The organism is Pedobacter cryoconitis, assembly GCF_014200605.1.
Classification (GTDB): Bacteria; Bacteroidota; Bacteroidia; order Sphingobacteriales; family Sphingobacteriaceae; genus Pedobacter; species Pedobacter cryoconitis_B.
In genome coordinates this window covers 381,821-404,528 of sequence record NZ_JACHCE010000005.1, presented here as the reverse complement: position 1 = coordinate 404,528, position 22,708 = coordinate 381,821, and the positions used below count along the sequence as shown (strand labels likewise).

General features: G+C 37.6%; 20 protein-coding genes. 4 read left to right on the top strand and 16 right to left on the bottom strand.

The features are described from left to right. Window positions 1–21 precede the first annotated feature (21 nt). The 11 genes from HDE68_RS17330 to HDE68_RS17280 form a co-directional block, all read right to left on the bottom strand. Window positions 22–1,158: a hypothetical protein gene (locus tag HDE68_RS17330; RefSeq protein WP_183883475.1), complete on the bottom strand. Its 1,137-nt coding sequence runs from the start codon at window positions 1,156–1,158 to the stop codon at window positions 22–24. A 117-nt stretch (window positions 1,159–1,275) separates the two neighbouring features. Then, on the bottom strand, window positions 1,276–2,415 hold the full coding sequence (locus HDE68_RS17325; protein WP_183883474.1) for an alpha/beta hydrolase: 1,140 nt from the start codon (window positions 2,413–2,415) through the stop codon (window positions 1,276–1,278). Between the two features lie 56 nt (window positions 2,416–2,471). Further along, on the bottom strand, window positions 2,472–3,038 hold the full coding sequence (locus HDE68_RS17320; RefSeq protein ID WP_183883473.1) for a TetR/AcrR family transcriptional regulator: 567 nt from the start codon (window positions 3,036–3,038) through the stop codon (window positions 2,472–2,474). Between the two features lie 136 nt (window positions 3,039–3,174). Beyond that, the gene (locus HDE68_RS17315) at window positions 3,175–3,873 is read right to left on the bottom strand and encodes a hypothetical protein (RefSeq protein ID WP_183883472.1); all 699 of its coding nucleotides are present in this window, start codon (window positions 3,871–3,873) and stop codon (window positions 3,175–3,177) included. A 101-nt stretch (window positions 3,874–3,974) separates the two neighbouring features. Beyond that, entirely contained in the window at window positions 3,975–4,895 is a 921-nt protein-coding gene (locus tag HDE68_RS17310; RefSeq protein WP_183883471.1) for a helix-turn-helix domain-containing protein, read from the bottom strand. Between the two features lie 57 nt (window positions 4,896–4,952). Further along, complete coding sequence (locus tag HDE68_RS17305) at window positions 4,953–5,780, bottom strand: SDR family NAD(P)-dependent oxidoreductase (protein WP_183883470.1); 828 nt, start codon at window positions 5,778–5,780, stop codon at window positions 4,953–4,955. A gap of 198 nt (window positions 5,781–5,978) precedes the next feature. Continuing rightward, the gene (locus HDE68_RS17300) at window positions 5,979–7,112 is read right to left on the bottom strand and encodes an epoxide hydrolase family protein (RefSeq protein WP_183883469.1); all 1,134 of its coding nucleotides are present in this window, start codon (window positions 7,110–7,112) and stop codon (window positions 5,979–5,981) included. A 30-nt stretch (window positions 7,113–7,142) separates the two neighbouring features. Beyond that, window positions 7,143–9,311 (bottom strand): hypothetical protein, encoded by a 2,169-nt coding sequence (locus tag HDE68_RS17295; protein ID WP_183883468.1) that lies wholly within the window; start codon window positions 9,309–9,311, stop codon window positions 7,143–7,145. A 151-nt stretch (window positions 9,312–9,462) separates the two neighbouring features. Then, complete coding sequence (locus HDE68_RS17290; RefSeq protein WP_183883467.1) at window positions 9,463–10,089, bottom strand: NAD(P)-dependent oxidoreductase; 627 nt, start codon at window positions 10,087–10,089, stop codon at window positions 9,463–9,465. Between the two features lie 13 nt (window positions 10,090–10,102). After that, window positions 10,103–10,915: an inositol monophosphatase family protein gene (locus tag HDE68_RS17285; protein WP_183883466.1), complete on the bottom strand. Its 813-nt coding sequence runs from the start codon at window positions 10,913–10,915 to the stop codon at window positions 10,103–10,105. A gap of 74 nt (window positions 10,916–10,989) precedes the next feature. Continuing rightward, on the bottom strand, window positions 10,990–11,853 hold the full coding sequence (locus HDE68_RS17280) for a helix-turn-helix domain-containing protein (protein ID WP_183883465.1): 864 nt from the start codon (window positions 11,851–11,853) through the stop codon (window positions 10,990–10,992). Between the two features lie 383 nt (window positions 11,854–12,236). Between HDE68_RS17280 and HDE68_RS17275 the strand changes: the two genes are divergently transcribed. Next, complete coding sequence (locus tag HDE68_RS17275) at window positions 12,237–13,187, top strand: alpha/beta fold hydrolase (RefSeq protein WP_183883464.1); 951 nt, start codon at window positions 12,237–12,239, stop codon at window positions 13,185–13,187. 39 nt (window positions 13,188–13,226) lie between these two features. On the opposite strand, the gene HDE68_RS17270 is transcribed toward HDE68_RS17275, so the two are convergent. Together HDE68_RS17270 and HDE68_RS17265 are read right to left on the bottom strand one after the other, a co-directional pair. Next, the gene (locus tag HDE68_RS17270) at window positions 13,227–14,279 is read right to left on the bottom strand and encodes a hypothetical protein (protein WP_183883463.1); all 1,053 of its coding nucleotides are present in this window, start codon (window positions 14,277–14,279) and stop codon (window positions 13,227–13,229) included. 170 nt (window positions 14,280–14,449) lie between these two features. Further along, window positions 14,450–16,837 (bottom strand): TonB-dependent receptor, encoded by a 2,388-nt coding sequence (locus HDE68_RS17265; RefSeq protein ID WP_183883462.1) that lies wholly within the window; start codon window positions 16,835–16,837, stop codon window positions 14,450–14,452. A 254-nt stretch (window positions 16,838–17,091) separates the two neighbouring features. On the opposite strand from HDE68_RS17265, the gene HDE68_RS17260 reads away from it, so the two are divergent. The 3 genes from HDE68_RS17260 to HDE68_RS17250 all read left to right on the top strand — a co-directional run bounded on the left by HDE68_RS17260 (window position 17,092) and on the right by HDE68_RS17250 (window position 19,679). Beyond that, window positions 17,092–17,685 carry a TetR/AcrR family transcriptional regulator gene (locus HDE68_RS17260; RefSeq protein ID WP_183883461.1) on the top strand — a complete coding sequence of 198 codons (594 nt, stop codon included), beginning with the start codon at window positions 17,092–17,094 and terminating at the stop codon, window positions 17,683–17,685. 24 nt (window positions 17,686–17,709) lie between these two features. Continuing rightward, window positions 17,710–18,105 (top strand): VOC family protein, encoded by a 396-nt coding sequence (locus HDE68_RS17255; RefSeq protein WP_183883460.1) that lies wholly within the window; start codon window positions 17,710–17,712, stop codon window positions 18,103–18,105. Between the two features lie 215 nt (window positions 18,106–18,320). Continuing rightward, window positions 18,321–19,679: an OmpA family protein gene (locus HDE68_RS17250; RefSeq protein WP_183883459.1), complete on the top strand. Its 1,359-nt coding sequence runs from the start codon at window positions 18,321–18,323 to the stop codon at window positions 19,677–19,679. A 50-nt stretch (window positions 19,680–19,729) separates the two neighbouring features. Here HDE68_RS17250 and HDE68_RS17245 read toward each other — a convergent pair whose 3' ends face one another. From HDE68_RS17245 to HDE68_RS17235, 3 genes are all read right to left on the bottom strand, one after another. Next, window positions 19,730–20,758, bottom strand: coding sequence for an LD-carboxypeptidase (locus tag HDE68_RS17245; RefSeq protein ID WP_183883458.1), 1,029 nt, complete (start codon window positions 20,756–20,758; stop codon window positions 19,730–19,732). Window positions 20,759–20,823: 65 nt separating this feature from the next. Then, the gene (locus HDE68_RS17240; protein ID WP_183883457.1) at window positions 20,824–21,549 is read right to left on the bottom strand and encodes an ATP-binding protein; all 726 of its coding nucleotides are present in this window, start codon (window positions 21,547–21,549) and stop codon (window positions 20,824–20,826) included. After that, window positions 21,550–22,698 carry an efflux RND transporter periplasmic adaptor subunit gene (locus HDE68_RS17235; protein ID WP_183883456.1) on the bottom strand — a complete coding sequence of 383 codons (1,149 nt, stop codon included), beginning with the start codon at window positions 22,696–22,698 and terminating at the stop codon, window positions 21,550–21,552. Between the last annotated feature and the right edge of the window lie 10 nt (window positions 22,699–22,708).

Below are 22,708 nucleotides of genomic sequence, written 5' to 3'. Positions count from 1 at the left end.
AATTTATGAACAGATAAAAATTTAATGGTCTATTTTGCCTCTTTTTGAAGTTTTAGTAATCTTTGGAATGAAAACTAAATAGTCGTAACCTTTTATAATTCTTTCCATCTCCAAATTCTCTACTTTAAGCTTCTTTTTAGAGATTGCCTGTTTAAGGGGTCTTAAGTCATAGGCATACCAATTGTCATCTTTTACCACGGTTAAGAAAGATTTATATTCATCTAAATCAGCCAGTGTTTCACCTTCTTCCTTTCCAAAGACCATAATGTGTAATGACTTCCGGTAATTTGCCTCTTCAATATTGGAAACCAGGTTGCCAATATCGAATACTTCCATTAGACTCTCTCCTTTAGGCATGTGATTAGCACCAAATTTGAAAAGATTCTTTTTGTCTTTCCATTCGGGGAATTTTTCAAAAACAAGATGTTTTATGTATTGAACTCTTAAACGATGAATTCGATTTAAATATAGTTCCCTGCTTAATTTTAGCGCTTCAAGCTGCTCTTTTTCGTTGGCTGATAAATTCAGCGCACTCAATGCGTTCATTTTTGCCAGACAATCGTCAGAGAACAAATAGAATGTGGTATTATTTTTTGTGTCATAAGCAGCGGAATTAGCAATCATCTGCTTATAAATTTCTTTTGCTTTAGCATTTTTGGATTGGTTACTTAATTCAGAAAGCAGTAACCGGTCTGAAAATAAACTAATTTGCTCAGTTCCATATGGTTTGATATTCTGCTGAACTATGTTTTTGAATAAATCAAACTCAGCTTCACCTTGTAAAAAAGATAAAGCTGAACCTGATTCATTACGGAATTTGTCCAGTTCAGCAGGAGATAAGGATTTAATTTTTGCTGATATTGTATTGATTGTATATGGATCAATTTCCAGAATATAGTTGTCGAACTTAATATTATTGATAATCGCATTTGTGAAGTAAGGTACTTCATTGCTGAAATGTGACTCACCCAATAACACAGAATTGTTTTTGCTGATTTCATCCAGTAGGGTAATCCATCCTTTGCCTTCGAAAGCGTTGTTATTGTTTTTTTTAAAGGTGGAGTAGTTTTTTTGAATTAAACTATCCATTAATGTGGTTTGTGCGTAACTGAAATTGGCAATAAAAAGGGTTAGAATTAGTAGTTTGATTTTCTTCATATATTTTTTTCAGAAAGATACAATAAATTGAATTTATCATTCTGAAGATTATTTTTTTTATTACCTGATATTAAAATCAAGGAAAACGTGCCCTATTTAATGTTCCATTTTTAATTGTTACTTCAGCTCATTCAATTTAACCCATGAGCGTATAGTCTCTATAATTTCGTGTTTACGCTCCAAAGCTACCCAATGTCCCGAAGGCTGATCGATCACGGTAAGATTTGAACAGGCTGCCCGCATAGGATTTCCTATTTTACTGAGATTAATATTCGAAAACGGTTCATATTCATCATTGACAAATAGAACAGGCAGGCTCAGCTTACCCTTGTTTAGCGCAGTTTTAGCGTAAGCAATGTTGGCATCATCATTCAGATAATAGGAATTACATGGACGGAAACCTGTTTTTTTGAATGCAGCAACCAGGGCATCGAAATCAGGTTTAGGCCATAAAGTATAGTCTGGCTTCGTTGCGGGTGCCCGGTGCGCAGTACCATAACGTCCGCCATGGGCAGTCACTAACGCTGAAGGAGACAATTTTCCGGCTGAGGCAGCAACGCCCTTCGTAAAGATAGATGCAAGTGTTGCCGGCACATCAGCATCCATGTCGCTCACTGCCTGGTCAAAATGGGTCAGGTAGAAACGCCAGTAGTCCCATTGTCCGTCCGGATATTTATTGGCGGGGTAAAGGGTTCGGTCAACCAGCGGTATCAAATTTGGCAATGCCCAGCCATCCGGCAAATAAGGTACAGACAACAGTACTATCCCCCGGCTGATCTTAGGGTAATGTGCAGCAAGAGATCCGGCTACCACACTTCCCCAATCGTGTCCGACCCAAATTGCTGCTTTACCACCCAGGTGGGCATTAAGTTCTACCATGTCATTAACGATTTCCTTAATAGCATAAGCTCCTTTTACCCTGGGTACCGATGAATCACCGAAACCGCGCAGGTCAGGTGCAATACATCGCCATCCTTCGGCGGCAAAGGCTTCCATTTGTGCACGCCACACTAATCCAATCTCCGGCCACCCGTGAACAAAGATCATCAATGGACCATTAGCTGGCCCGGCTTCCCAATAATGCGTCGTAGTGCGCTTTGAGGTAAATGTATGCGAAGTTAATACTGGCTCTTTTTGCTTTAAACTTAGCCTTTGATCTTTGCTGGGAACAGCGTCTGCCCGAAGACTTAAGATACTTATGAAAATGCCCGCCGCAAAGGCAGCCCCTGCTTTAATAAAATCCCTTCGTAAACTCATGATTATGTGGTTTAATTGTTTTTTATCTGGCTATTTAATTTTTAATTTCTTTTCATTTAAAGTAGTTTTTGAATTATTGCCCTGGCCGACTGCAAATCATCTGCCTGTTTAAATATAGAGGCTGCGACAATGCCTCCTTCCAGCATCATGAATATCAGACCGGTCAATTCTTTATCCGTTAAAAGCTTTTGATGTCCTGAATTAACCACCAACTCAGCTATAAAATCCTTAAGGTGCTGCTTTGCCTTCTGGATCTCCGCTAATACCCGTTCATCACTCATCCCGGCTTCGTCATTTGCTTTTATAAAGCGACAGCCGTTGTATCCATTCTTTAGCTGACGTTCACGGTGATAGTCAAATAGCGTTAATAATTTTTCTTTGGGGTCGGCTATTTTATTGACATCGTCTCCAAGTCTATCAAACCAGCGTTCATGTGTACGCTGCAGGTAAGCTAGTAACAAGTCAGTTTTTGATTCGAAATGTTTATATAACGATGCTTTGGCAATGTCAGCTTCTTCTACCACCTGGTTAATTCCTGTCACATTATAACCCTGTTTAAAAAACAGTCTTTCTGCTGTATCCAGAATTTTATCAGCTACTACTTGTCCTCTTTTCCTGATCATATAGTAAAATAACCTATTAAATATACAAGTCTGTATATTTAATACGTAAATTATTTTGTCCTGCTATAGACCTTCGGTTCCATGGCTATATGTCAAGTATGCGTGTAAAGTGGCTGCGATTTTTAAAAGGCAGTGATTAACAGATCAGCAACAGCCTATTCTGTCCGGATTCTTCCTTTGGTGCACGGTGAAGACAAGGGGGAACCTGACTTCCAGGATGATCAACTGCCAATCTCCAAAGGTGACCAAGGCCTAAGCTTATTGGACGTGCATCAGGTTTAGCCTGATAGTGAAGATCAAAGAAATTTTCACTTAAGAAGGACTCGAAATCTTCATCTGCTCCATCATATAGTTTTTCGAGTTCAACGCGTATTTCTGGAATAAGTATTTTCTGTGTGCCTTGTGAATTTGGCAATATTTCACTTGAATCACCATAGTAAGTACATAAAAAGGTATCGGTTGGTATAGGAGAGCGATCTACATGAAAAGAATAAACATCAGTTGGAAAAAGCGGATAGCTATCATCCCGGTCATAGTAACTGATCACATTAAGAACTGGTGATGCGCCATGAGCTTTCAATACCTTCAAGTCATTTAAGAGAATTTCACGGGCAAATTGTCCTTGTTCGCTTAACTGAAGTTCACGAAGTTCTTCTTGTTCAACTTCAGTTATATTTCCATTTAGCGCTACCTTTTTAACGATTTCAGAAAAATCACCTATTAGCTTACGAGTCCAGCAAATCGCATTCATTTCTCCATTAAATGGCGTAGAAACAAGATCCTGAAAATTCGGGACACAATGAATTTGATGTTCAGCGTAAGATAAATCTATCATAGTAGCAATATAAAATCATTTCACAACAAAGCTAACAATCCTTAATCATATCAGCTGGTAAAAAGGGTCATTTCCTAACCCATCCAGACAATTGGGACATCTTAATTAAAGGAATGCCGAAATTCAAGCGGAGAAGTATTAGTCTTACTTTTAAAAAGCTTGTTGAATGATTGCGGATGTTCAAATCCTAACTGGTATGCAATCTCGCTTACAGATTGCGATGTGGTGCTTAGAATCTCTTTGGCCTTTTCAATGAGTTTATCATGGATATGTTGCTGTGTGCTTTGCCCCGTAACCGCTTTTAACATATCGCTTAAATATTTGGGTGACACATTCAGCTGGTCAGCCAGATATTGTACTGTAGGTAATCCATTTTGCGTAGTTTCCATACTTGAGAAATAGGCAGCCAGCAATTCTTCCAGCTTGCTCAGCATATCATTACTGGCCTGTTTGCGGGTAATGAACTGCCGGTTGTAAAAACGGTTGCAGTAATTTAAAAAAAGTTCCAGATAAGAAATGATTACATCCTGGCTAAATTGATCGGTAGCGGAAACGGATTCCAGCGCAACCTTATTAATAATATCTTCCAGCATAGACTCTTCATCTTCCGACAAATGCAAAGCCTCATGCACTGCATAGGAGAAAAAACCGTAACCGGCTATCTTCTTTGCCAGAGAGGTATGCTGAATAAAATCAGGATGAACAACCAGCCACCAGCCAGATAGCTTTTTGTCATAGTTGATTTCTGTGGTCACCACCTGGCCAGGGGAAAAAAAAGTCATCAGCCCTTCATCAAAATCATAATAATTCTGCCCGTATTTCATTTTGCCTTCAAAATTCTTCTTAACGGCAATGCAATAAAAATTATAGGACACGCTTCTCAATTTTTCCTCAGAGTAACACTTAATCCTTTCAAAATCGATCACACTTACCAGCGGATGCTTCGGTTTTGGCAGTTCCAGTATACGATGTAGTTCCGAGATCGATTGAATCTGATATGGAGTAAAAGCCTGTTTGCTCATAATACAAAATAATAAAGGAAAGCCTTTAGCTAAAAAGGACTTTTCCAATAAGGTGGTTTAATCAAAATCAGTTGACAAGGTAACATTTTTCCATACAGCTATTTCCAGCTTTTCCTTTTCACGATGTTCAGTAACCAGTTGATAAGTATCCGGGCCCAATAAAAGATGCAGCGGTGGTTCAGGAAGATTTACCAGGTCAACTATGATCTGCACCAGCTTTGCGGGATCTCCCCTTTGCATTCCACTGCACTCACGCCACATTTTCTCTGCCTCCGCCAACTTGTAAACCGGAAGTTTATTTTCAGCAAAAACCAGTGAATCCATAAAGCTGGTTCTGAATTGCCCTGGCGCGATTACTGTCACCTTAATACCAAACTGCTTTGTTTCCTCAGCCAGCGCTTCAGAAATACCTATCACAGCAAATTTGGCGGCGTTGTAGCTCGAAGCATTAGCAAAACCTATATAACCGGCATTAGAAGAAATATTTATTATATGTCCAGAACCCTGATTTCTGAAATATGGCACAGTAGCCCTGATCACGTTTACAGTGCCGAACAGGTTAACATCTATTGTTTCCCGAAACTCCTGATCTGTTAACTCTTCCATGCTTCCTACTATAGAATAACCAGCATTATTCACTACTACATCCAGCCCGCCAAAGTGAGTTATTGTTTGCTGAATACTTTCTTTAACATTTTCATCCGAAGTGATATCAACCGCTAAAGGCAATAAATGATTAGGATATGCTAACAACAGTTCATCAAACACACTCAAATTCCTGGTGGTTGCAACAACCTTATTTCCCTTAGAGAGGAGTAATTTAACAAGTGCCAGCCCTAAGCCCTTTGAGGCACCGGTTATGTACCATACTTTTTGATCTTCCATTTGTTTCTATTTTATTTATAAAACAAATTTCTACGATCTTCATGAAAGGAAAGTAGCCTGATTCCGTTAATATGTAGCCAAAAAGTAGCTTAAAATTCCCTTGATTATAACACTCTTTCCTGACAGCATAGTTAATTATTTCTGGTAAACGGTGCGGTAATTCTTATAAAATGAATAATGCTGACCGCAATTCTTTGATTAAGAACCAACCAATTTTGAAAAGAAATTTATAATATCTTTTGAAAGTAATTCAGGCTGTTCCACTGCAGCAAAGTGACCACCAACAGGCATCGTTGTCCAATGACGAATATTAAAACCTTTTTCAATATATGAACGCGGTGGAGTAGGCAATTCCTTTGGAAATTTAGCAAAGCCAACTGGTACTGCTATATACTCATCCTTTTTAAACACCAATGGTTTTTTACTGTTTTCATTATAAATCCTTATAGAGGAATGTATAGTTTGTGTGATCCAGTACAAGGTGATATTGGCAAGCAATTCATCTTTGGTAAAACTATTTTCAATATTTCCGTTATTATCACTCCAACCATTGAATTTTTCCACGATCCATGCACATAATCCGGCAGGAGAATCATTTAGACCGTATGCTACTGTCAAAGGTTTCGTAGCATGTATATAAGAATATGCACCTTCCCTGCCAGACCACTCCGCTATGGATTTCTGAAAAGCCAGCACCTCATCAGAAAACTGTTCGCCATCTGCTATATAAGGCTTATAAGAACCAGAGATATAATTGATATGCAAACCAATAATACTGGATGGATATTTTAAAGATAACCATGTGCTGATTCCTGAACCTATATCACCACCCTGCGCACCATAACGCTGATAACCAAGTTCCATCATTAACTGATGCCAGATATCTGCAACAAATTCACCATTACAACCAGGATGCGTTATTTTACCAGAGAAGCCAAATCCCGGAACAGACGGAATAACCAGGTCAAAAGAAAAATCCGGATCCTCAGTCAGTAAGGGTATAACCTTCATCATTTCCAAAAATGAACCTGGCCATCCATGGGTAAGTATCAATGGCACTGACCGCTTACCTTTACCTTTGATATGCATAAAGTGAATCTGGTGCCCATCAATATCAGCCATAAAATTGGGATAAGAATTGATTTCAGTTTCTACTTTTCGCCAATCAAACGTATTCTGCCAGTACTTTATCAATTCTTTCATGTAAGAAAGATCAGCGCCATAATTCCAAACCGATCCCGTTATCTCATCTGGCCAGCGGGTTAGCTCTAACCTTAATTTTAGATCATCCAAAACTTGTTGCGGGACATTAACTGAAAAAGGTGTTATCATAGAAATAGGTGTAAAATCCTCTCTTGCTATTTACTTATCCATGCCAATATACGCAGGATATGATTCACGACCGGGCAAATCAAATTCTTCGTCATAAGGTTGTACACCTGTACCATTGTTATATAATGCCACACGTTTTACACCAGTTGCCGTGCTACCGCCAATACCATTGATAACATTCTGGATATTACCAGGACCAGCAAAACGGGTGGTACACATTTTTTCGAGTTTCACATTCGGGGTATTAGGTATTTCAAAACCATTTTTCTTATTCACATGACCATCAGTTCCTGTGATAACTGCATAAGAACCCATTCCTATACTATGATGTGCTTTTACAGTATTAGCGACCTTGAATGCTGCATAACCATCAACTCTGCCTCCCTGACTGGTCCAGCCTGCTTGATTTGGGGCATCGTATGGTGGTTCGTTCTGGAAAAAATAAGTTCTGCCACGTTCTCCCAGCCATAACACTTCATATTCCTGATAATGCTCGGCAAACAGGCCATAAAGTGTAACATCATTGCCAGTAACGATAAGCCCATTTTTACATCTATCCCTTAACCAACGCAAATCTCCGCCACGTTGCGAACCATGGTCGGCACGCCACAGCCAGAAGTGGTCACCTACCACATTGTTACTGTTTATCTGCATAGAGGTATGTATCTGAATATTTTTTGATTGAACCCCACCTACTCTACAGGTGATGTCTGTGAGTAAGATAGGATTTGCAGCATGGTCTGCCTTTGCCCCTTCCTCACCAATTCTAACCTGATAAGTCGTACTATTAAATGAATCCATCAAAAGTCCGGCAATGATAATTCCATCTTTGTCGTCAGCATAAATACATCCCCAGGTGTTTTTCTCCGTAGGCTCAAGCGTTACCGAAGCTATACCAGCACCTAAAAGTATTGCATCTTTTCTATTTACCTGAATAGGGGCATTTAAGGAGTAATGCCCTGGTGCGAAAAATATATTTTTACCTGCTTTTAGCGCAGTATTGATTTCTGCATCAGTATCACCTTCTTTGGCAATATACCAGTCGGTAAGTAAATCCTGAATTTTGCCTTCCCCCATAGCTGCTGATGACCAGGAAATCCCAGTTCTATCCTTTTGCCATGCCGGAACAAATACTTTGTATTCGCCATCTTTATCTATAAAAAGAAAAGGTTTTTCTCTGATAACAGGCGTAGCAGGAATTGGAGTATTGGCATTATCCGCTTGTGGAGGATTAACGCAACCCTGCCAAACCATATTATACGATCCACCCATAGCTCCCGAACCTGAAGGGAAAATAGCATTTCTGGTGTACCATTGCTGCTGTCCACCCCAGTTTGGTCTGGATGATGTATAATGCGTATCGGCAATAAAACCACCGCTCCCCCAGAAGTTGGTATCTCCAACATCCGAAATATATTTCGAAGTACTTTCAATCAGCATTCTTCTTGCACTGGTTGATTGAGAAACCGTCCAGGCAAAATCCCGCATTACTGACACGTTTTCCATAGAACGCCAAAATGTACAGGTAGCATTTGCTCCACCCGAAAGATGAGGTCTGGTAAATACAGAACCCAATTTAACATCTGCAGGCACTCTGCCCAAACCTCCAATATGAGAATAGAACCCTAATTCTATGGAGTTAGCCTCTGCCGATGATGCAGAACCCGACCCACCCGAATCGTAAGTCTGACCACCAACATTTGCTTTGAAATAATATGCCTGACGTTTTGTAGTCCACTCGCCATTTGATCCGCTTAAACCAATTGCACCAAAGTGCGAATTAATTTCATTTCGTGCTGTTTCTGCTTTTTCATGTTTCCTATCATAGAAATACATATTGTCACCAAAAATCTGCCCCTCCAGCGAAAGTATTAATGTGATGGAATTACGAGTAATTTTATAATAGTTTTCATACTTATCTGCATTTGGTTTATTATCTGTAAACGTCAGTTTGGAAGTTGAGCCCACTGACATAAAATCTGATGCCAAACGACTGCCCCCTCTTACGATTACATAATTTCCTGAAGAGCCAAATGCTGGCCAGGATAACGTTACGCTATGTTTCTTCTTATTATAAGCAATCTTACCTTCAATCTTATTTTCCTGTTTTTTTTCATCAGACGGATAGGATATCACAAAACTGCATAGGATCAACATACACGCAAATGCTATAAATACGGAGACTATTTTTTTACTCATAAGAATATTATTTCTTTTTAATGATTTCTATTACTTGTTATAATATTAGATTTTCAGGTTTCCGAAAATAATAAATAATCCTTTAACCTGTATTTTAATTTCCCCGGCATAAGTCTAAATTACAAAGCTCATTAATCGTTGCCGTTTCTTTTTAGGAAGTCAATGCAGGATATTTTTGAAGCATGGTGGGTCTTTCTGCTTCATGCAGTAAAAAATCTGCCACATCAGCTCTTGAAATTTTCCCGATTTTAATCCCTCTGTAAAGATTTGGCAACACTTTATACTTTTGCGTTAAGGCACCATTGGTAAGCATTCCCGGTCTGACAATTTCCCAGTTGAGGTTACTTTTCGCAATAATCTCTTCCATCATTGTTTTATTCTTATATTGATGTTTCAGGAAAATCCGGATCACTGTCCGCATAAAAAAACTTAAAAAACCACTGCTGGCACCTGCACCAAAACCAGTAATAACTATAATTGGTGCCTTAAAATCCAATGCTTCACCCGCTTTAACCAACGCAGTGGCAGTATCTGAGAACAAAGTGTTAGGCTTTTTATTTTTAGTACCAATAGCAATGATTAACGCCTGCGCACCAGCCATCACATTTTTCAGGTCGCTCACAGACGCAGCACTTCCATTAACCTTGTTCAAATGAGGGTGATCAGGTATACTTGCTGTCTGAGTAGATAAAGCTGTCACCCGATGTCCCTGATTCAATGCCTGTTGAACGGCAGCAAATCCTACACCCGCTGATGCCCCTATAATAGTAATGTTCATGTTTGTTTTAATTTTAAAATTGTGAACTGTTAATTTCTCCTTTAAAACTGTCTGCAATACCAGGTGCAGAAACAACCAGGCTTTCATCTCCCCATTTCCAGCTATTCCCATCAGCGTTCAATATATCAGCACCGGCTTCTCTGGCAATTAAAATACCGGCAAGCCAATTAAAGGTATCTAACCCTAATTGATGGAATACATCGATTCTACCAGCACCAACATAAGCCAGCTGCAAACCATGCGGGCCATAATTCCGGACTACACCAAATTTATTCAACAGATCAGTCACAGCAGCACCGTGCTTTTGATTAAACCCCGGGATAACAGGTTCCTGATGACCATATTCAAAAACAGCTAACATAATAGCTGTATCTGTTTTAACTACAGGCCGAATCGGTTTATCATTCATAAATGCACCTGATCCCTCCCGGGCCCAAAACATTTCATTTGATAAAGGATCATAAATCACTGAAAAGTGAAGATTTCCATTTCTAATCAATGCCAGATTGATCGTCCATCCCGGAATATGCTGCAGATATTGTATAGCACCATCCATTGCATCACAAACCCAATATTCTGGTAATAGTAATGGTTCTTTTTGCCCATCATTATCAAATTCATCAACTGTATTCCATGGAATATCTGGAAATTCATCAGTTAATCCTGCCCTTAAGATCGCCATACAGCGCTCGTCAATTGCTCCAAGTTCCAGAAAGAACTGTTCTTTATTGGTAGGGATAGCATGAAGCTTATAATTTTCAAGAAAGAAGTCTCCTGCTTGCCTCACTGTATCCAAAATAGTCTGAATATTTATCTGCTTATTCATATTTATATCTTTTATAAGGCAAAGAACGCAGATATAAGTATCAGAAAATATAGCTAAACCTTGTAATGATAGTCCTAATCGAGGTATTGCCTGCGAAATTGCAAAGGAGTTAAACCCGTAACTTTTTTAAACAACTTACCAAAATATACAGGTTCTTCATAACCTAATTGATAACCAATTTCCTTCACTGTAAATTTGGTAAAGCAAAGCAGCCTTTTTGCTTCAAGCATGCAATATTGCTGAATATAGACAGATACAGAATCACCAGTTATAGTTTTTATAGTATCGTATAAATGTGCAACGGAAATATTGAGTTCAGAAGCATACCTCGCTGGCTGCTTCCAATCTTTATAATGTATTTTAAGCAATTGCATAAAAGACTGTTCAATTATTGCACCCCGATTGGATTTTGTCTTGCCATGATTATTAACTGCTGCAATTTCACCTGCAAGTAAACCAAGAAAGGCATCAAGTATAGAATGCGTGGCGCGTACAGCATATAGATTAGCTGCTGTTGTCTGTAATTTCTCCATCTCTCCCATCAAAGTCACTGTATGATTGTAGAAGGCCGATTGTCTGTCTAATGATAATGAATGGTGAAAACCTCTTTCCATGATGATTTGAAATTCTTTATCAATAAGTGCCTGATCTATGCTAATCCCCCAGCCTGATGGTTCCCTGGCAGAAACAATATGGTGAATCTGGCCTGGAAAGATAAGCACCATGGCAGGTGCCGTTATAATGTTGTTTTCAAAATCTATGTTAATTACAAAATGACCACTTGTAGCAATCATCAGCAGATAGTGATCATCACGGTGAGGCCTGGAATGATCATGCTCAGCAGCATGACTATTATCCTCCATATTCTTGATCAGAACACCTGCTTTAGCCAAAGGCGATATAGGAAACTTGATAATATCTATCTGCTGACTTTTCAATTCGTAAATATTAATTTTTATAATATGTAATGATTATAATATCTCATCATTCACAATGTTCAACTCATTAATGTTATGAAATATTATAATCAATTTTACAAAAAATATCAGATCTGGTTTAAATAAAAATCATTTTCAGGTTTTCTGCAATCAATCCGGGAAACGTTCAGTTTAGGGCTAAACGGAAATGGGATTAAGCCATCACTAATTCCACAACAGAATAAATTCAATTCCATTTAAAAATATGATCCGGTAAATTTTTATTACACATCAGTATATCATATATTAGCTAATCAGAAACAAAATATAACCTGAATTTAAATATCACCAGCAACCAATCTTAAGCACAATACATAAAGCAACAAAATATATTATAATAAAAGATGAAAAGCAGAATCCTTATCCTATTTATTACTTTATTATTTAGTAATAATTTATTTGCACAATCTCAGCCCGGCTATGATACCCTAATGGTTGGCAATATTAAACAGGTTATCTCTTATAGTGGAAATAAAGACTTACCAATTATACTGTTTTTGCATGGTGGCCCTGGAAGTTCAAGGATGAAACAGGCAGAAATTTTCTCTGACATTCTTCAAAAAAAATTTCTGGTAGTTCAATGGGATCAGAGAGAAACAGGCAGAACACTTGAACTAAACAAGTCTTCGGTTCCCATTACATTAAAATTAATGGAAAATGACACCTATGAATTAATAAAACTACTTTTGAACAAATTCAATCATAAGAAATTATACCTCGTTGGGGAGTCCTGGGGGACCGTTCTTGGATTTAAAATGGCCGAAAAACATCCTGAACTTTTAAATGCCTATATCGCATTCAGTCCAGTGATTAACCAGACAAAAAGTGAACAGATATTGCTGGAAAAATTAAAACTTGATGCAAAAGAGAAAGGTAACATTATAGCTCAAAAAGAATTGAACACCGTTAAAATTCCTTCTAATAATTATGAGCATCTCTACTATTCAAGAAAATGGATGTTTAGCTATGATGGCCATCCATTTGCAGATAAAGACACTACTGTTGTAAAGCAATATGTTGAAGACTGGTCAAAAACATGGATGCCAACATGGAGTGAGGCAATCGGGCAAAATCTTTTTGTACAATTACCAAAAATCAATTGTCCGGTATACTTTTTTCTAGGGGAAAAAGACTTACAAACAAATTTCAACGTCGCAAAGGATTACTTTAAAATTTTAAAAGCACCCGAAAAAAATATATTTCTATTTAAAAATGCCGGACATTCCGTGCTAACAGAAGAAGCAAAACGAGTTCAGGAAATAATTATAGAAGAAATTCTAAAAAAAGATGATTAACTGCAATAGATATATTTAGAGGTTATTCATTAAATCAACCTAATTTAATGAATGCCTCTTTTTCTTTTGTTCCCTTAAAAGATAAATTATGCAGACCATAAGCAGGACAACAAAAACTATCAAACAAACTGTCCACTTTAAATAAGTTAGTAAATATCTATAGTAAGAAATATAGTTACTTAAGATATACTTACTCAGTGGCCTTAGCTTTTTATAGGGATTCATGGGATGCGCCCCACTATCAGTAAAGAATTCACGTTTGCCATCTATTTTCGAATACCAAACCTTTCCCAGTGAATATCTGGTTAACGTATCTGTCAGATCAATTTTTTTTAAACTATTTAAAGTCCGGAGATTTATGGGAATAATAGTTACATTTTTGATCTTTTCATCACACTTAACAGGCTCATAATGGCTGCCTGTCCAATACATACATTTTTCATCTGCCAATGGCTGTCTGATAGTATCAGTTGTAATTCCCATCGAAAAAAAACCACCAACTCCTAAAAACGTAATACAAATGATAGTAGTTATTTTAATTGAAAGCGGTCTTTCGATAATTTTGTCAAGAATTTTCTGTAAGGGATTACGCACTTCAGAAATATCAACAGGAGCATTAACCGGAGGATTAACAACAGTACCGGGATCAACAATAACAGGAGAATTAACTGTGGGAAGCTCAACAGAGGGGGGTTCAACAACGGGAGGCTCAACAATAGGGGGCACTATTATTGCCATTCCTTTTTTGGATTTCCATTCCTGGTAAGAGTCAAAATCCATTAACCATGCAAGGAGTTTTACCGATGCATCATCCCTGATATTTTTCCCTTCCAGTAAAAAGCTAATTAAAGGTCTGAATTTATCTAATCCGACTTTTTCAATACTTCTTACAGGATCATTAAATTCGCCTGAAGGATCAAAAAAAGCCTTTATAATTTCCTGATCTTTATTGGTATTTTTCTCTGCAAAAATTCTAAGACACTCATTTCTTAACTTCCAGCGCTGGACATTTTCCAAATTATCGGAAAGTTGATTTCCTATCTTTCTTTGCCGGTAAAAATCTAACAATTCTATTTTGTACTCTTCAAACATCCGTTAAAAATTAAAGCACAAAAATAAAATGAGGATATCTCCGATTATTACGGGTTTCCGGAATCAGAGCACAATTACCAGACACAAAATAAACACCGAAATATTGGTATTGAAATAAACACAGGCTATACTGTATTGTATAAAACGATAGCAGTATAGCCTGTTAACGGTTAAAAGTGGTAACCGATTGATCCTACTGCAGTTCTTGGTCGCATTGGTTCGATTGTGCTCCAGCCTTTATAATATTCTTTATTTGTCAGGTTATCCATTTTAAATGCAAAAGTAAAAGCTCCTGTACCATAAGAAACTGATGCATTCAGGACAGTATACGAAGGCAAAGTAAATACACCTGTTGTAGCCCTGTTTAGTATCAGATTTTTCCCGGCATAATTTCCACCAAAGCCAAAACCAAGACCTTTTACTGTTCCATGCATTATTTTGTAACTCAACCATACATTGACAAGATCTTCGGGACCTGCACTTTCAGGTCTTCTGCCTTCATAATCATCACTTGCACCTGTAAGTTTACTTTTGTTTTTACTATAGCCTGCATTAATATTAAAACCTGGAAATGGATTAGCCTGTACTTCAGCTTCAAATCCTTTACTGTAATTATTACCTCCCTGCGAAACATTATTCTGGCCACTGTTCAAAACTACATTAGCTACCTGAATATCATAATAACTTAATGAGGCTGTTAATTTACCATCAAATAAATTGGTTTTCACACCTGTTTCCCATTGATTTGCATGTTCTGGTTTAAAAGTCTTTGTAGAAGTAACCCCATCAATAGAAACATTTGCGGGAGGAACATTCGTAAAGCCATTCATATAATTTCCAAAAACAGAAAGTTTATCTTTTAATACCTGGTAGACTAATCCAAACTTAGGTGATAATGCTGTCTGCGAATATTTGTCGGCTGCAGCAGCAGTTTGTCCACCATTTTGAAATCTGTCTACTCTTAAGCTAAACATCCCCGAAAGCGCCGGTGTAAAGTTTAAAACATCAGAAACATAGGCACTATAAACCTGCTGATTTGTATTACTCTGATTAGCACTGCCTGCTGCAGCAATTGCCGCATCAGCATTTTGCTTTGTTAATATACCAGTATCCGTTCCACCAAGGGTGACAAGACCAAGACCTGCATAAGCAGAACTATTATCGATAAATGTCCTGTTAAAATAGTCTAGTCCTGCTACAATTCTATTTCGGAGCCCACCAATACGGAAATCACCTGTAAAATTCTGTTGAATATCCGTTGTTTCTGTTGTAGAATTCTGATCGCTGATATAACGGTCAAATTTAGAAGATCCGGCAACTGACTTAGATGATTCATATAAATAAGAATAATAACCATCAGACTTTGCCGAACCTCTGGAAACTACAGTTTGAGAGTTCCACTCATCAGATAGTTTATAATTCATTTGTATTTGCATACTGGCAACCGGAGTTTTAATACTCAGATTATTATTGGTAAATGATTGTTTCGGATCATAATTCAAGCCAGCCAGTGTATTAACTTTCAAAGGGGTAGCTCTGTCAAAAAACAACATTGTTGGATTTGTACCTTCCGAACTTAGAAACTGGGTATTCAATAAGAATGATAATTTATCATTTACCTTGTATGAAATAGAAGGCGCAATAAATCTTGTTTTCTTAAAACCTGCATCCTGAAAACTATTTTCATCCTGATAAGCTGCGTTCATTCTAAAAAGCACTTTATGATTTTTATCAAGCGGTGTATTCACATCTGCTGTTACCCTATTCAGTCCATAACTTCCTGCTGTATAAGTAACATCTGTTGCGGTACCATCAAAAGGCTGCTTGGTCACGGTATTGATAAGTCCGCCATAAGAAATCAGGCTACTGCCATATAATGTTCCGGAAGGACCTTTCAGCACTTCAATACGCTCTATATTAGAAACATCCAGGCTACCGTTAGTTAGTCCTGGAAGTCCGTTTACCAGTGTAGGTTGCACTGCAAAACCTCTTAAAGAGAAATAACCCGCTCCATCGCTCCCTCGACCTGTAGAAGACCATAATTTATCAATTCCAGGTGCATTTTTTAAAGCATCATCATAATTGGTAATCACCTGTTCTGTCATCAGCTCTTTAGAAATAACTGAATAGACTTGTGGGTTTTCAAGATTCTTTAAAGGCATTTTTGCAACAAAATTACTTTCCTTTACGGCAAACTTATTGGTCTTTCCTCCACTCACGACAACTTCTTTTAATTGCTCACTGGAAGCATGAAAGATAATATCCTGCTTTGTTGTTTTTCCTGCAATGACCACTACATTTTGAGTTACAGAATTTAAACCGACTAAACGTGCACTGATGGTATAATTACCAGCCGGAATATTTTTTAATTGATATTGACCGTCTTTGTCCGTTGCTGTACTGCCAACGCCCTTAATCGCTACTGTGGCCAGTTCTACTGGCACACCATCCGATGTTTTTATATTTCCCTGAATTCCTCCTTTTTGTGCGAAGGAAACTGATGTAAACAACATAAGGAGAATTGCTGTTACAACGATTTTTGATGTAGAAAAAAGCATAAATACTGGTGTGTTTATTTAGAATAATTTTAAACAGCAAACATACAACATGATCCAATTCCAGTTCAGTTGTTATTTATAATGATTTAAAATAATACGTTTGACTGACAAATAAACTTCAAAGAGAAACTGACGTTAAGATCTTTAAATTGTATAACTGTGATTATTTCATCATAAAATAATGTATTAAATTATTAATATTCTTCTTTAGTAAGAGATCAATCACTTATCTTTGATAACATAAATATAAATTCATGCGTCCCAGGAATAAAGAAAAAGAAGAGCTGGTTAAAGAAAAAACGATCGAAATGTTAGTGACAAACGGTTTTGAAAGTTTCAGTGCAAACAAACTGGCTAAAGAATGCGGCATTTCAATGGCCACCTTGTATATCTATTATAAGGATAAGGATGATCTTATTGTACAGATTGCCAGTGAGGAAGTCAGTAAAATGCGTCAGGCTGTCATCCAGGGTTTCGATCCGGAATCTCGCTTTGAGACAGGCCTAAGGGTACAATGGAAAAACAGATATGAATATCTGATAGCCAACCCTGTTTTAAGTTTGTTCTTCGATCTGCTCCGCTCCTCTTCTTATCAGGATAAGATATATAATGGTTTTCGTGATGATTTTGACAACCAGTCTGATCTGTTTATCAAAAATGCAACCGAACGCGGAGAAATCATATCACTGCCAGTTGAGGTCTATTGGTCTGTAGCATTTTCACCATTACATGCATTGATCAGGGCGCATTATGAAGGACAAAGATCAGGCGGAAAACCTTTTATACTATCCGAAGAAATTATATGGCAAACATTTGAACTTATTCTAAAAGCTTTGAAAGCTAAATAAACTCACCTTTTAATTTAAAAAAAAATGAAAATTAATCACATTGGATTCGCAGTTACTGAAGTTCCTGCAACTGTAGAAATGTTTGAAACTTATTTTGGGATGGTACGCGCACCACAAACTCCGGTGAGTACGAAAATGGCATTTTTACTGGATAAAAATGGTTCATTAATTACGATGTTCAAAACTGACGACGCTTTCTATCCTGAAATCTTTCATATTGGATTTATGCAGGATACTGTTGAGCAAGTCGAAGAGATCCATCAAAAACTTACTTCTGGTGGTTATAATCCAGAAAACATCAGAGAAGAGCATGGAAGGATGACTTTCTATTTTAACGCTCCGGGAGGATTTATGGTCGAAGTAAATTCTTTGATAGAAGACAAACGTCCCGAATTAAAAGACCAGGTTAACAGTAATTAAAGATCTGTATTTTAACACTTTACTTAATCTTATTACTTGTATCTACAAATAATAAGATTATATTTATGTAAGTGCAGGTATATTTTAATTAATATACTGAATTGAAATTAAAGGCGAGGGTGTATAGTGACCGTTTGAATATTAAGAGTTGATACATCTTTTATTTATAAAAGATTGATATAAAGACTAAAATTTCTAACCTAAAAACTATCAACATGAATTTAATTGAGCTATTAAAAAGTCAGGTGAGTGATCATGTAATCTCATCTCTGAGCCAGAAAGCTGGCGTAACTGAAGACCAGGTAAAAACTGGTTTCTCTGCCGGCATTCCCGCCGTTTTAGCCGGTATTATGAAAAATGGGACTGGAACAGATTCAGGCTTTTTAGGGAATATAGTACCTGGCCTTACTGGTGCACATGCAGAAAGTAAACCTGAAGATTTATTAAGTGGTAGTGATGATTCTTTACTGGATAAAGGAAAATCTTTGTTAGGTGGCTTATTTGGACATGATACCGGTACAGTGACTAATGCACTTTCCAATTCTACAGGATTAAGTGCTGAAAAATCATCAGGATTACTGGCAATGATTGCCCCACTGGTTATAGGCTTTATTACAAAGACAATGACCAGTAAGGGCTGGAATTTTTCAGAGTTATCAGGTAAAATCTTCGAGAGTAAATCAGAGATTGCCGCCGCACTACCGAGTGGTTTAAGCGACTCTTTAGGTCTGGCCAGTCTCAGTCTTCCTCACGTGGATATACCAAAGGCAGAAATTCCGAAAGTGGATATTCCGAAAGTAGAAGTTCCTAAAGTAGATTTGCCAAATGCCCCGCCTTTAAATTATGGTGCGGTTGAGAAACCCAAATCTGGCGGCAGTTTTTTAAGATGGCTGATCCCTTTGCTTATCATCATCATCGGAGCGTGGTGGATTATGAGCAGATCCGGATGTAATAAATCAACGGTAGGCAATGCAACAGACTCTTTATCATCCAAAGTTGACTCCATGGGCTCTAAAATAGATTCTGCCGGAAGTGCAATGAAAGCTGGTGCGGCTGCAATGGGCAGCACTGTTGCCGGGAAATTAAATGAGGCAGGGGATTTCGTCCGGGATTTAGGCGCTAAAACCACTAAAAAATTACCCGATGGCACAGAAATCAGTATAGGTGAGAATTCTGTAGAGAGCAGATTGATTGCATTTATTGAAGACAAAAGTAAACCTGTTGATAAAACTACCTGGTTTACATTTGACAGATTATACTTCGAAACCGGAAAGAGTACGTTAAAACCAGAATCACAGGAACAATTAAAAAATATGGTCGCTATCTTAAAAGCATATCCTGATGTCAATTTAAAATTAGGGGGCTATACTGATAATACAGGTGATGCTGCAATCAATAAGAAAATATCTAACGAGCGGGCAAATGCAGCTATGCAGGAACTGATAAAATTAGGTGTGGATGCTAAACGCCTGGAAGCTGAAGGTTATGGGGCAGAACACCCTATCGCCAGTAATGATACAGCAGATGGAAAAGCTCAGAATCGTCGTATTGATATACGGGTGACTAAAAAATAATGTAATTGATAATATTCATTGGGCTGGAATTCTGGTCCGGTGAATATTATTTAATGGAATGAGCTCAGCGTACTCCCTTCTGTTCCTACTTCAAGAACATGCTTGCTCCCGCATTTAAGTGCGAAATTATCTCTCTGATGCCCTACCGGAAAATCAAAACAAACAGGATAGTTATAATCCTTTACCTTTTCCATGACAATTTCATAGATTGATTTACCGAATATTTCATCCGGATCATCTGGTTTTACACTAAACCCTCCAATGATTAATCCGGCCAGATGAGCAAGTTTATCTGTACGTTTTAAATTCCAGAACATCCGGTCAAGGTTATATAAGTATTCTCCGGTATCTTCTAAAAATAAGATCTTACCCTGCGTATTCAGGTCTGATTTTGTCCCCGAATTACTGGCAATGATACTTAGATTACCCCCTATCAACAGGCCTTCTCCCCTTCCTGACCGGTTTGATACTGAAACTGGTGCAGTGTATTTAAGATTTTCACCGGTAAGCGCCTGTTTAATAGATAAGATTGTACTTACCTGAATTGGCTCTGCCTTAACCCACTCCTTTGGAAAGCTATTACACATTTTAGAATGGATGGTTGCAATACCAAAATTCTGGTTGATATGGGTATGCAAAACGGTGACATCACTAAACCCAATTAACCATTTAGGATGTTTGATAAATTCATCAAAATTTAGCTGATCAATAATACGGACAATACCATATCCGCCTCTGGCACACATAATCGCTTTTAGAGATGGATTGTCAAGCATTTTTTGAAGATCTTCCCTTCTTTGTTCATCTGTACCACCAAATGTAAAGTCCTTTTTCCCTATGGTGAGGCCAATTTCTGTTTTAAAGCCCCACCCTTGTATCAGCTGAACAGCTGGAAGAATATTCTCCAGACTAATAGATCCTGCCGGACTTGTAATACCAATAATATCACCTGGTTTTAGATATGAAGGTATTTTAACTTTACCTGCATCTTCTTTTATAGAAAGATTTGCCCAGCCTTTGAGGGTTGACAATACTGCACCTGAGGCGACCAGAGAAGAGATGAAATATTTTCGGTTCATGTATCTTATTAAGGCTATCAGTTAAAATTACTCTTATTTTCAAGAAGAAAAAATTAGCTGTTGCTTCATGGCAATAAATCACAGAACCAAAATCCACTGTTACTTTTCAAAGGTTCAGATGAACATGAATCAGCATCTGTCTTAGGAGTCTGATATTCCCTGTAAACCTTTTCACCTATTTCAAAAGGAATAGGATTTTTGAAGACCGGGCCGTCAAAACAAAAGGTATGGAACTCACCATTTTCTCCGCAGATATCTACATTTGAAGGCAAATCTTTAATAAAATCTGCATCAATAATTCTGCCTGCAAATTCCTGATCCAGCAAATCTGCTTTAATACAAACTAAAACTGATTTAAAACCAAGATCAATAAATTCAGTTAGCAGTTCTTTAGTGTCCCTTTTCCAAAGTGGAAAAACAGATTGGATATTTAAAGCAGATAATTGTTGTTCTCTGTATGTTCTTAGGTCTTCTAAAAAGATATCACCAAAAGCAGCATGGGTAAACCCACGCTGCTGTAAGCTCAAAACTTCTTGTTCCATCAGCATTTCATATTCCTGCATTAATGGTTGTTCCGGTAATTCTATGGTAGAATAAGGTAAGTCTATTTCATTTAATTGCAATTCCAGCAATTCTCTTCGTAAACCGTGCATACTTACCCGATTATGCTGCGCATTTACAGAAGTAAGTAAATGTTCTACACTATAATTCTTGTCTTTCATCAGGTGATACAACACAAGAGCTGAATCCTTTCCCGTACTCCAGTTAAAATATGTTTTGAGTTTATTCATCTATCCTTCTTCTTCACTATTCTTCATCTTCATCAAAATTGCATAAGCATTTTTGACAACAATTGATTTTACATCCATTGCCGACTTAATTTCTACAAACCCATTATTAATAACTCCTGTTTCTACTTTTCTCATTCTAAATTTATTGCCACCCTCCGCAGAGAAAATATACTCTTTATTTTCCCATTTCACTACTGCTGCTTCCGGAACAGCAGTAACGCTTGAATTATTTAATTCAATACTTGCATTCATAAAAGTACCTGGTAGCAGATCTTTATCATAATCTTTCAAATCACAATGTACACTGGTTGTACGATCCTCTCCAATATTAGGGGTGATCAGGTGAATAATAGCCGTATATTTCTTCTCCGGATGTTTGTTTGTGGTACAAATAATCTTTTGCCCTTCTTTCAGTTTAGAAGCATCATTCTCGAAAACAGTCAGGTTCACATGTAAAGCCCCCGGGTTAATCAACTCAAATAAGACATCAGAAGAAGTCACATATTTACCGGTATTCACATTCACTTTAGTTACATACCCACTGATAGGTGCATAAATATTGATCGCCCTGGAGATATTATTTTCATTCAATACTGATGGGTTCAAGCCTATCAATCTGATTTTTTCGGCCAATGAGCGCACCAGGATCTTCTGATTGCTAAACTCACTTTCTGATTGCTGAAAAAGTTTATCACTCGTCGCTTTAGTAGCATTTAATCCCTTTTGACGATTATAATCTGCTTCAGCAAATTTCAATCTGCTCTTTGCGGTCAGATAATCCTGTTGTAACTGAATATACTGCTGATCTTCTACAGTAGCCAGCACACTTCCTTTCCCCACCTTCATCCCTGGAATAAGCGCCATCTTTTTCACATATCCACCCAATGGAATACTGATTGATACAATATTTTCTGGCGGTACATCGATTACCCCATTTACTTTTAACGTAGTATGCATTTCCTTATTCTGGAAATCACCAACTTCAATTCCCGAGTTTTTAATTTGTGCAGGTAATAACTGCACAAGATCTTCGTCCGTTTTCAGTTCTTGTGTTTGTTCTTTTGCTGCTGTCTTCTCTTCCTTCTGCTCATTTTTACAGGAAGAAAATAAGATAATCAGAGCGGACGTTAATATTATTGCTTGTTTCATTTTAATCTTT